General features: G+C 73.4%; 8 protein-coding genes and 4 pseudogenes. 6 read left to right on the forward strand and 6 right to left on the reverse strand.

Annotation, left to right across the window (positions count from 1 at the left end):
* The 4 genes and pseudogenes from ABD52_RS33425 to ABD52_RS33440 all read left to right on the forward strand — a co-directional run.
* A partial coding sequence (locus ABD52_RS33425; RefSeq protein WP_047894363.1) for a DUF3152 domain-containing protein occupies nucleotides 1-302 on the forward strand: 302 nt, incomplete at its 5' end.
* A 79-nt stretch (nucleotides 303-381) separates the two neighbouring features.
* The gene (locus tag ABD52_RS33430; RefSeq protein WP_047894364.1) at nucleotides 382-1,206 is read left to right on the forward strand and encodes a DUF3152 domain-containing protein; all 825 of its coding nucleotides are present in this window, start codon (nucleotides 382-384) and stop codon (nucleotides 1,204-1,206) included.
* A 41-nt stretch (nucleotides 1,207-1,247) separates the two neighbouring features.
* The gene (gene moeZ, locus ABD52_RS33435) at nucleotides 1,248-2,495 is read left to right on the forward strand and encodes an adenylyltransferase/sulfurtransferase MoeZ (protein WP_030269268.1); all 1,248 of its coding nucleotides are present in this window, start codon (nucleotides 1,248-1,250) and stop codon (nucleotides 2,493-2,495) included.
* A 168-nt stretch (nucleotides 2,496-2,663) separates the two neighbouring features.
* A pseudogene (locus tag ABD52_RS33440) lies at nucleotides 2,664-3,494 on the forward strand (hypothetical protein); the annotation flags it as partial.
* A 277-nt stretch (nucleotides 3,495-3,771) separates the two neighbouring features.
* Here ABD52_RS33440 and ABD52_RS33445 read toward each other — a convergent pair.
* Nucleotides 3,772-5,013, reverse strand: coding sequence for a glutamate-5-semialdehyde dehydrogenase (locus ABD52_RS33445; protein WP_047894365.1), 1,242 nt, complete (start codon nucleotides 5,011-5,013; stop codon nucleotides 3,772-3,774).
* A gap of 74 nt (nucleotides 5,014-5,087) precedes the next feature.
* Nucleotides 5,088-5,576, reverse strand: a pseudogene (locus ABD52_RS33450) (PUA domain-containing protein); the annotation flags it as partial.
* On the opposite strand from ABD52_RS33450, the pseudogene ABD52_RS33455 reads away from it, so the two are divergent.
* Both ABD52_RS33455 and ABD52_RS33460 read left to right on the forward strand, forming a co-directional pair.
* A pseudogene (locus ABD52_RS33455) lies at nucleotides 5,575-6,063 on the forward strand (PUA domain-containing protein); the annotation flags it as partial. The pseudogenes ABD52_RS33450 and ABD52_RS33455 overlap by 2 nt on opposite strands.
* Before the next feature lie 74 nt (nucleotides 6,064-6,137).
* Nucleotides 6,138-7,379: a glutamate-5-semialdehyde dehydrogenase gene (locus ABD52_RS33460; RefSeq protein WP_047894365.1), complete on the forward strand. Its 1,242-nt coding sequence runs from the start codon at nucleotides 6,138-6,140 to the stop codon at nucleotides 7,377-7,379.
* Nucleotides 7,380-7,656: 277 nt separating this feature from the next.
* Here the strand turns inward: ABD52_RS33460 and ABD52_RS33465 are convergent.
* The 4 genes and pseudogenes from ABD52_RS33465 to ABD52_RS33480 all read right to left on the reverse strand — a co-directional run.
* Nucleotides 7,657-8,487, reverse strand: a pseudogene (locus tag ABD52_RS33465) (hypothetical protein); the annotation flags it as partial.
* Nucleotides 8,488-8,655: 168 nt separating this feature from the next.
* Nucleotides 8,656-9,903, reverse strand: a complete 1,248-nt coding sequence (gene moeZ / locus ABD52_RS33470) for an adenylyltransferase/sulfurtransferase MoeZ (protein ID WP_030269268.1) — start codon at nucleotides 9,901-9,903, stop codon at nucleotides 8,656-8,658.
* Between the two features lie 41 nt (nucleotides 9,904-9,944).
* Nucleotides 9,945-10,769, reverse strand: coding sequence for a DUF3152 domain-containing protein (locus tag ABD52_RS33475; RefSeq protein ID WP_047894364.1), 825 nt, complete (start codon nucleotides 10,767-10,769; stop codon nucleotides 9,945-9,947).
* A gap of 79 nt (nucleotides 10,770-10,848) precedes the next feature.
* On the reverse strand, nucleotides 10,849-11,151 hold a 303-nt coding region (locus tag ABD52_RS33480), incomplete at its 5' end, for a DUF3152 domain-containing protein (RefSeq protein WP_047894366.1).

Raw genomic sequence — 11,151 nt, forward strand, 5'->3', positions numbered from 1 at the left:
ACATCCGGGTGGGCGGGGTGCCGTACACGTCGTGCCGGGTGCCGGGCAAGGTGGTGATCAACCTGGACCGGTGGCGGACCTCGGCGCCGCACCTGGTCGACGCCGGGATGCCGCTGGACACGTACCGGCTCTACGTGGTCAACCACGAGGTGGGGCACCAGCTCGGGCACCGGCACGAGGGGTGCCCGGGTGCGGGCCGGGCGGCGCCGGTGATGCAGCAGCAGACGCTCTTCCTCAAGGGCTGCCGGCCGAACCCGTGGCCCTACGTGGGCGGGAAGCGGTACACCGGGCCGGCCCTCTGACCACCCGGTTTGTGAAGAACATTCGCGGCATAGGCGGCAAAAGCAGCTAAATGCCCGAATTGCATGGCACGCTGAGGTCATGACGTCGTCGTCCCCTTACGACAACCCTGCCGCGCCGCCGTCCGAGCGTCCCACCCTGCGCCGGATGCGACGGCGCCGCCGCCGCTCGGTGCTGCTGCTGGCGATGCTGCTCGCGGCCGTCGGCGGCGCGGTCGGCATCACCCGGCTGAACGCGCCGTCGCCCGGGCACGGTGGGACGTCGCTCGCCGCCGAACCGTCGCTGGCGCGCGGCGCCGAGGCCGACGTCCCGGCCCCGGCGCCGACCGGCTACCCCACCGCCGGGCCCGGCACGTTCGCGGTGGCCCAGGGCCGATCTCCGGTACGCGGACAGGAGGGCCCGCTGCGCCGCTACCGGGTCGAGGTCGAGCAGGACACGGGGCAGGACGCCGACGAGTTCGCCGCCACCGTGGACGCGGTACTGGGCGACCCGCGCAGCTGGATCGCGTCGGGGGACCTGCGGGTGCAGCGGGTGCCCGAGGCGGCCGCCGCAGACTTCACCGTCTACCTCGCCACCCCCGTCACCTCCGAGCGGATGTGCGCCGAGGGAGGCCTGCGCACCGACCGGTACACCTCCTGCCGGCTGCCCGGCCGGGTCGTGCTCAACCTGGCCCGGTGGATGACGGCGGTGCCCGACTACGGCGCCCCGCTGGAGGTCTACCGCACCTACGTGATCAACCACGAGGTCGGGCACGAGTTCGGCGAGCTGCACCAGGCCTGCCCCGAGCCCGGCGCCCCCGCCCCGGTGATGCAGCAGCAGACGTACGGGCTGGACGGCTGCCTGCCGAACGCCTGGCCGTACGTCGGCGGAATGCGGTACGAGGGCGAGCCCGCCGACGGCGTCTGAGTTATTCCCGGTCCCGCAGTTCGGGCCGAGTGTCCCTCATCATGGCCGATCCCCGTCCGGGCGAGCGACAATGGCGCGGTCACACCGCCGATCCCGGGGAGTCCACCGTGTCGTTGCCCCCGCTCGTCGAACCCGCCGCCGAGCTGACCGTAGACGAGATCCGCCGCTACTCGCGCCACCTGATCATCCCGGACGTCGGGGTGGAGGGGCAGAAGCGGCTGAAGAACGCCCGGGTGCTCTGTGTGGGCGCCGGTGGCCTCGGCTCGCCGGCGCTGCTCTACCTGGCCGCGGCCGGTGTCGGCACGCTCGGCATCATCGACTTCGACACCGTCGACGAGTCGAACCTCCAGCGCCAGGTCATCCACGGCGTCTCCGACGTGGGCCGGTCCAAGGCCGAGTCCGCCGCGGCGTCGATCCGCGAGATCAACCCGCTGGTCAACGTGGAGATCCACAACACCGCGCTGGACCGGGAGAACGTCCGGGACATCTTCTCCCGGTACGACCTGATCGTCGACGGCACCGACAACTTCGCCACCCGCTACATGGTCAACGACGCGGCGGTGCTGCTCGGCAAGCCGTACGTCTGGGGTTCGATCTACCGCTTCGACGGCCAGGCGTCGGTGTTCTGGGCCGAGCACGGCCCCTGCTACCGCTGCCTCTACCCGGAGCCCCCGCCGCCCGGCATGGTCCCCTCCTGCGCCGAGGGCGGCGTGCTCGGCGTGCTCTGCGCGTCGATCGGGTCGATCCAGGTCAACGAGGCGATCAAGCTGCTCGCGGGCATCGGTGAGCCGCTCGTCGGCCGGCTGATGGTCTACGACGCTCTGGAGATGAGCTACCGCAAGATCAAGGTTCGCAAGGACCCGAACTGCGTGCTCTGCGGCGAGAACCCGACCCTCACCGACCTGATGGAGGACTACGAGGACTTCTGCGGCGCCGTCTCCGACGAGGCGCAGGAGGCGGTGGTCGACTCGACCATCACCGCGCTGGAGCTGAAGGACTGGCAGGACTCGGGCAAGGACATCTTCCTGGTCGACGTGCGCGAGCCCGCCGAGTACGAGATCGTCCGCATCCCCGGCGCGACGCTCATCCCCAAGGGCGAGATCCTGTCCGGCGAGGCGCTGGCGAAGTTCCCGCAGGACCGGCAAATCGTGCTGCACTGCAAGTCCGGCGTCCGCTCCGCCGAGGCGCTGGCCGCGCTGAAGGCGGCCGGGTTCTCCGACGCGGTGCACCTCCAGGGCGGCGTGCTCTCCTGGGTCAAGCAGGTCGACCCGTCGCTGCCCGCGTACTGAGTCGTGTCGATGGGCCCGCCCGGCGCTCCGGGCGGGCCCGTCGTGCTTTCCGCGCCCCTGGCGTGGGCAAACGCCGGGTCGGGCAACCCTCCGGCGGATGCCCTCGACGACCGGTGGGCGGTACCGGCCCTGACCGAGCTGCCGAGGCGTAACCTCGGCCGCGCCAGTACCGTCAGTGCCGTGGTCGACTTGGACGCGGCGATCGGATTCGTCGTCGCTCACGGTGACGCGGTGGACCGCGCCCGTCTCTCCCGGCTGCGCTCCGGCGCTCCGGTGCCGCCCGACGTGCTCGACGCCGCCGAGGCCGGGCAGGCGCCGGGCGGCGGCTGGCCCGCGGTCCTCGACGGCGAGGTCGCCTCGATCGACGCGACCTGCTTCCGCCTGGCCGAGCTGGACGACCTCGGCGCGCTGGGCCGCCCGGCCGCCCGGCACGCGCTGGACTGGCTGGCCGCCCGGCAACTGCCCGACGGCGGCTGGGACGAGGACCCCTCGCTGGCCGGGCTCGCCCCCGAGTGGGCCACCCCCGGTGATCCCGAGGCCCGGCTCTACCAGACAGCCAACGCCGGGTTCTGGCTGACAGTGGCCGGGCTGGACGCGCGGGCCGCCGGTCCGCTCGATCACCGGGTCGGCGGCGCGTACGCCGGTGTGGTGCAGGCGGCGGCGCAGGCACTGGCCGCGCAACTCGCGCCGGACGGCAGCTGGCCGTCCTTCCTGCCCGCCGGCTGGCTCGCCGCCGCGGTGCTGCACCGCCAGCAGATGTACTACGAGTCGGCGCGCATCCAGGCGGTGCTGGCCGACCGGATCCCCCGGATGTCCCCGGCCGACGTGGCCTGGCTGGCCGCCACGCTGCGCCGGGTCGACGTGGGCGAGGAGCAGTGGCTGCTGGTCTCCGCGCGCAGGCGGCTCGCCGAGACGCAGCGCAGCGACGGCGGCTGGGACAGCGACGACGGCCACCAGTTCGACGTGCACACCACGCTGCGGGCGATCCGCGCGTGCCGCCCGAACACGCCCGAGGCCCCGACCTCCGGAGCGCCGTTCGTGGTGCCGCAGACCGCGGAGCTGCCCGCGCCACCCGCCGTCCGGCCCGGTGCCGCCCGCTGCTCCGGTGCCCCCGGGGCTGCCTCCGCTCGTCACACCGCCAACGGCGGACGGGGATCCACTCCAGATCGCCTAGCCCGGCCAGTTGATCAACACCAGTTCGGCGAGATGGTGGCATCGGAGGCACCATGATGCCCCCACCACCCCGTACTGGTGGCCGCCCAGAGGACCGGACCGATCAGCGCAGGTGACCGTCTCCGGTGACCACGTACTTGGTGCTGGTCAGCTCCGGCAGGCCCATCGGCCCGCGCGCGTGCAGCTTCTGCGTCGAGATGCCGATCTCCGCGCCGAAGCCGAACTCGCCGCCGTCGGTGAAGCGGGTGGACGCGTTGACCATGACCGCTGCCGAGTCCACCCGGGCCACGAACTCCCGGGCCGCCCGCTGCGAGTCGGTGACGATCGCCTCGGTGTGGCCGGTGCCGTACCGGCGGATGTGCGCGACCGCCGCGTCGAGCGAGTCGACCACTGCGACGGAGATGTCGGCGGAGAGGTACTCGGTGCCGAAGTCCTCCTCGGTGGCCGCGACCACGGCGTCGGAGTGGGCGGCAACAGCGGGCGTGCCGTGCACAGTCACCCCGGCGTCGGCGAACGCGGCCAGCACCGCCGGCAGGAACGCGTCCGCGACGTCGCGGTGCACCAGCAGCGACTCGGCGGTGTTGCAGGTGGACAGGCGCTGCGTCTTGGCGTTCAACGTGATCGCCAGGGCCTTGCCGAGGTCGGCGGCGGCGTCCACGTACACGTGGCAGTTGCCCACGCCGGTCTCGATCACCGGGACCGTCGACTCCTCGACCACGGCGCGGATCAGCGACGCGCCGCCGCGCGGGATCAGTACGTCGACCAGGCCGCGGGCGCGCATCAGCTCCTTCACCGAGTCGCGGGTGCTGGAGTCGAGCAGCTGCACCGCGTCCGCCGGCAGCCCGGCGCCGGAGACCGCGTCGCGCAGCACCGCGACCAGCGCCGCGTTGGAGTGCGCGGCCGACGAGGAGCCGCGCAGCAGCGCCGCGTTGCCGGACTTCAGGCAGATCCCGGCGGCGTCGACAGTCACGTTGGGCCGGCCCTCGTAGACGATGCCGACCACCCCGAACGGCACCCGCACCTGCCGCAGTTCCAGCCCGTTCGGCAGGGTCGAGCCGCGTACCACCTCGCCCACCGGGTCGGGCAGCGCGGCCATCTGGCGCAGCGCGTCGGCGATGGCCGCCACCCGGCCCTCGTCGAGCGCGAGGCGGTCCAGCACGGCCGCCGACAGCCCGGCCTCGCGCCCTGCCGCCAGGTCCGCCGCGTTCGCCGTCAGGATCTCCGGGGTACGCGTCACGAGCGCGTCGGCCATCGCGTGCAGCGCGGCGTCCTTGACGGTACGGGTGGCCGTGGCCAGGGCTTCCGCCGCGTCCCGGGCTCGCCGGGCCTGCTCGACGACGCTCATCGTGCGTACTCCTTCAGACGGGGTTCAAGGAGGGGCCCCTTCTTAACAGACGTCTGTTAAGAAGGGCCCCTTCCTTACAGCAGGACCAGGTCGTCGCGGTGGACGACCTCGCGTTCGTACGCCGGGCCGAGCGCCGCGGCGAGTTCGGAGGTGGAACGGCCGAGCAGCCCCGGCAGCTCCACCGCGTCGTAGTTGACCAGCCCTCGGGCCACCGGCGCGCCGGCGGTGTCGACCAGGTCCACCGGGTCGCCCGCGGTGAACGCGCCGTCGACGGCGGTGATGCCGGCGGGCAGCAGCGATTTGCGGCGGCCGACCACCGCCTGCACCGCGCCCGGGTCGAGGTGCAGGCGGCCGCGGGGGGCGGTGGCGTGCGCCAGCCAGAACAGACGGGCGGCGGGGCGGCGGCTGCTCGGGTGGAAGTACGTGCCGACCGGCTCCCCGGCCAGGGCCGGTGCGGCCAGCGGCGCGGCGGTCAGCACCACCGGGATGCCGAAGCCGGTGGCGATCCGGGCCGCCTCGACCTTCGTCACCATGCCGCCGGTGCCCACCCCGGCCCGGCCGGCCGGCCGGGCCGGGGTGGGCACCGGCGGCATGGTGACGAAGGTCGAGGCGGCCCGGATCGCCACCGGCTTCGGCATCCCGGTGGTGCTGACCGCCGCGCCGCTGGCCGCACCGGCCCTGGCCGGGGAGCCGGTCGGCACGTACTTCCACCCGAGCAGCCGCCGCCCCGCCGCCCGTCTGTTCTGGCTGGCGCACGCCACCGCCCCCCGCGGCCGCCTGCACCTCGACCCGGGCGCGGTGCAGGCGGTGGTCGGCCGCCGCAAATCGCTGCTGCCCGCCGGCATCACCGCCGTCGACGGCGCGTTCACCGCGGGCGACCCGGTGGACCTGGTCGACACCGCCGGCGCGCCGGTGGCCCGAGGGCTGGTCAACTACGACGCGGTGGAGCTGCCGGGGCTGCTCGGCCGTTCCACCTCCGAACTCGCCGCGGCGCTCGGCCCGGCGTACGAACGCGAGGTCGTCCACCGCGACGACCTGGTCCTGCTGTAAGGAAGGGGCCCTTCTTAACAGACGTCTGTTAAGAAGGGGCCCCTCCTTGAACCCCGTCTGAAGGAGTACGCACGATGAGCGTCGTCGAGCAGGCCCGGCGAGCCCGGGACGCGGCGGAAGCCCTGGCCACGGCCACCCGTACCGTCAAGGACGCCGCGCTGCACGCGATGGCCGACGCGCTCGTGACGCGTACCCCGGAGATCCTGACGGCGAACGCGGCGGACCTGGCGGCAGGGCGCGAGGCCGGGCTGTCGGCGGCCGTGCTGGACCGCCTCGCGCTCGACGAGGGCCGGGTGGCGGCCATCGCCGACGCGCTGCGCCAGATGGCCGCGCTGCCCGACCCGGTGGGCGAGGTGGTACGCGGCTCGACCCTGCCGAACGGGCTGGAACTGCGGCAGGTGCGGGTGCCGTTCGGGGTGGTCGGCATCGTCTACGAGGGCCGGCCCAACGTGACTGTCGACGCCGCCGGGATCTGCCTGAAGTCCGGCAACGCGGCGCTGCTGCGCGGCTCCTCGTCGGCCGCGCACTCCAACGCGGCGCTGGTCGCGGTGCTGCGCGACGCGGTCTCCGGCGCCGGGCTGCCGGCGGACGCGGTGCAGCTGCTCGACTCCAGCACCCGCGACTCGGTGAAGGAGCTGATGCGCGCCCGCGGCCTGGTCGACGTACTGATCCCGCGCGGCGGCGCGTCGCTGATCCGCGCCGTGGTCGAGGAGTCGACGGTCCCGGTGATCGAGACCGGCGTGGGCAACTGCCACGTGTACGTGGACGCCGCCGCCGACCTCGGCAAGGCCCTGGCGATCACGTTGAACGCCAAGACGCAGCGCCTGTCCACCTGCAACACCGCCGAGTCGCTGCTGGTGCACCGCGACGTCGCGGACGCGTTCCTGCCGGCGGTGCTGGCCGCGTTCGCCGACGCCGGGGTGACTGTGCACGGCACGCCCGCTGTTGCCGCCCACTCCGACGCCGTGGTCGCGGCCACCGAGGAGGACTTCGGCACCGAGTACCTCTCCGCCGACATCTCCGTCGCAGTGGTCGACTCGCTCGACGCGGCGGTCGCGCACATCCGCCGGTACGGCACCGGCCACACCGAGGCGATCGTCACCGACTCGCAGCGGGCGGCCCGGGAGTTCGTGGCCCGGGTGGACTCGGCAGCGGTCATGGTCAACGCGTCCACCCGCTTCACCGACGGCGGCGAGTTCGGCTTCGGCGCGGAGATCGGCATCTCGACGCAGAAGCTGCACGCGCGCGGGCCGATGGGCCTGCCGGAGCTGACCAGCACCAAGTACGTGGTCACCGGAGACGGTCACCTGCGCTGATCGGTCCGGTCCTCTGGGCGGCCACCAGTACGGGGTGGTGGGGGCATCATGGTGCCTCCGATGCCACCATCTCGCCGAACTGGTGTTGATCAACTGGCCGGGCTAGGCGATCTGGAGTGGATCCCCGTCCGCCGTTGGCGGTGTGACGAGCGGAGGCAGCCCCGGGGGCACCGGAGCAGCGGGCGGCACCGGGCCGGACGGCGGGTGGCGCGGGCAGCTCCGCGGTCTGCGGCACCACGAACGGCGCTCCGGAGGTCGGGGCCTCGGGCGTGTTCGGGCGGCACGCGCGGATCGCCCGCAGCGTGGTGTGCACGTCGAACTGGTGGCCGTCGTCGCTGTCCCAGCCGCCGTCGCTGCGCTGCGTCTCGGCGAGCCGCCTGCGCGCGGAGACCAGCAGCCACTGCTCCTCGCCCACGTCGACCCGGCGCAGCGTGGCGGCCAGCCAGGCCACGTCGGCCGGGGACATCCGGGGGATCCGGTCGGCCAGCACCGCCTGGATGCGCGCCGACTCGTAGTACATCTGCTGGCGGTGCAGCACCGCGGCGGCGAGCCAGCCGGCGGGCAGGAAGGACGGCCAGCTGCCGTCCGGCGCGAGTTGCGCGGCCAGTGCCTGCGCCGCCGCCTGCACCACACCGGCGTACGCGCCGCCGACCCGGTGATCGAGCGGACCGGCGGCCCGCGCGTCCAGCCCGGCCACTGTCAGCCAGAACCCGGCGTTGGCTGTCTGGTAGAGCCGGGCCTCGGGATCACCGGGGGTGGCCCACTCGGGGGCGAGCCCGGCCAGCGAGGGGTCCTCGTCCCAGCCGCCGTCGGGCAGTTGCCGGGCGGCCAGCCAGTCCAGCGCGTGCCGGGCGGCCGGGCGGCCCAGCGCGCCGAGGTCGTCCAGCTCGGCCAGGCGGAAGCAGGTCGCGTCGATCGAGGCGACCTCGCCGTCGAGGACCGCGGGCCAGCCGCCGCCCGGCGCCTGCCCGGCCTCGGCGGCGTCGAGCACGTCGGGCGGCACCGGAGCGCCGGAGCGCAGCCGGGAGAGACGGGCGCGGTCCACCGCGTCACCGTGAGCGACGACGAATCCGATCGCCGCGTCCAAGTCGACCACGGCACTGACGGTACTGGCGCGGCCGAGGTTACGCCTCGGCAGCTCGGTCAGGGCCGGTACCGCCCACCGGTCGTCGAGGGCATCCGCCGGAGGGTTGCCCGACCCGGCGTTTGCCCACGCCAGGGGCGCGGAAAGCACGACGGGCCCGCCCGGAGCGCCGGGCGGGCCCATCGACACGACTCAGTACGCGGGCAGCGACGGGTCGACCTGCTTGACCCAGGAGAGCACGCCGCCCTGGAGGTGCACCGCGTCGGAGAACCCGGCCGCCTTCAGCGCGGCCAGCGCCTCGGCGGAGCGGACGCCGGACTTGCAGTGCAGCACGATTTGCCGGTCCTGCGGGAACTTCGCCAGCGCCTCGCCGGACAGGATCTCGCCCTTGGGGATGAGCGTCGCGCCGGGGATGCGGACGATCTCGTACTCGGCGGGCTCGCGCACGTCGACCAGGAAGATGTCCTTGCCCGAGTCCTGCCAGTCCTTCAGCTCCAGCGCGGTGATGGTCGAGTCGACCACCGCCTCCTGCGCCTCGTCGGAGACGGCGCCGCAGAAGTCCTCGTAGTCCTCCATCAGGTCGGTGAGGGTCGGGTTCTCGCCGCAGAGCACGCAGTTCGGGTCCTTGCGAACCTTGATCTTGCGGTAGCTCATCTCCAGAGCGTCGTAGACCATCAGCCGGCCGACGAGCGGCTCACCGATGCCCGCGAGCAGCTTGATCGCCTCGTTGACCTGGATCGACCCGATCGACGCGCAGAGCACGCCGAGCACGCCGCCCTCGGCGCAGGAGGGGACCATGCCGGGCGGCGGGGGCTCCGGGTAGAGGCAGCGGTAGCAGGGGCCGTGCTCGGCCCAGAACACCGACGCCTGGCCGTCGAAGCGGTAGATCGAACCCCAGACGTACGGCTTGCCGAGCAGCACCGCCGCGTCGTTGACCATGTAGCGGGTGGCGAAGTTGTCGGTGCCGTCGACGATCAGGTCGTACCGGGAGAAGATGTCCCGGACGTTCTCCCGGTCCAGCGCGGTGTTGTGGATCTCCACGTTGACCAGCGGGTTGATCTCGCGGATCGACGCCGCGGCGGACTCGGCCTTGGACCGGCCCACGTCGGAGACGCCGTGGATGACCTGGCGCTGGAGGTTCGACTCGTCGACGGTGTCGAAGTCGATGATGCCGAGCGTGCCGACACCGGCCGCGGCCAGGTAGAGCAGCGCCGGCGAGCCGAGGCCACCGGCGCCCACACAGAGCACCCGGGCGTTCTTCAGCCGCTTCTGCCCCTCCACCCCGACGTCCGGGATGATCAGGTGGCGCGAGTAGCGGCGGATCTCGTCTACGGTCAGCTCGGCGGCGGGTTCGACGAGCGGGGGCAACGACACGGTGGACTCCCCGGGATCGGCGGTGTGACCGCGCCATTGTCGCTCGCCCGGACGGGGATCGGCCATGATGAGGGACACTCGGCCCGAACTGCGGGACCGGGAATAACTCAGACGCCGTCGGCGGGCTCGCCCTCGTACCGCATTCCGCCGACGTACGGCCAGGCGTTCGGCAGGCAGCCGTCCAGCCCGTACGTCTGCTGCTGCATCACCGGGGCGGGGGCGCCGGGCTCGGGGCAGGCCTGGTGCAGCTCGCCGAACTCGTGCCCGACCTCGTGGTTGATCACGTAGGTGCGGTAGACCTCCAGCGGGGCGCCGTAGTCGGGCACCGCCGTCATCCACCGGGCCAGGTTGAGCACGACCCGGCCGGGCAGCCGGCAGGAGGTGTACCGGTCGGTGCGCAGGCCTCCCTCGGCGCACATCCGCTCGGAGGTGACGGGGGTGGCGAGGTAGACGGTGAAGTCTGCGGCGGCCGCCTCGGGCACCCGCTGCACCCGCAGGTCCCCCGACGCGATCCAGCTGCGCGGGTCGCCCAGTACCGCGTCCACGGTGGCGGCGAACTCGTCGGCGTCCTGCCCCGTGTCCTGCTCGACCTCGACCCGGTAGCGGCGCAGCGGGCCCTCCTGTCCGCGTACCGGAGATCGGCCCTGGGCCACCGCGAACGTGCCGGGCCCGGCGGTGGGGTAGCCGGTCGGCGCCGGGGCCGGGACGTCGGCCTCGGCGCCGCGCGCCAGCGACGGTTCGGCGGCGAGCGACGTCCCACCGTGCCCGGGCGACGGCGCGTTCAGCCGGGTGATGCCGACCGCGCCGCCGACGGCCGCGAGCAGCATCGCCAGCAGCAGCACCGAGCGGCGGCGGCGCCGTCGCATCCGGCGCAGGGTGGGACGCTCGGACGGCGGCGCGGCAGGGTTGTCGTAAGGGGACGACGACGTCATGACCTCAGCGTGCCATGCAATTCGGGCATTTAGCTGCTTTTGCCGCCTATGCCGCGAATGTTCTTCACAAACCGGGTGGTCAGAGGGCCGGCCCGGTGTACCGCTTCCCGCCCACGTAGGGCCACGGGTTCGGCCGGCAGCCCTTGAGGAAGAGCGTCTGCTGCTGCATCACCGGCGCCGCCCGGCCCGCACCCGGGCACCCCTCGTGCCGGTGCCCGAGCTGGTGCCCCACCTCGTGGTTGACCACGTAGAGCCGGTACGTGTCCAGCGGCATCCCGGCGTCGACCAGGTGCGGCGCCGAGGTCCGCCACCGGTCCAGGTTGATCACCACCTTGCCCGGCACCCGGCACGACGTGTACGGCACCCGGACCTGCCGCAGGAC

Origin of the sequence: Micromonospora sp. RV43, assembly GCF_001029515.1 — a bacterium.
Lineage (GTDB): Bacteria > Actinomycetota > Actinomycetes > Mycobacteriales > Micromonosporaceae > Micromonospora > Micromonospora aurantiaca.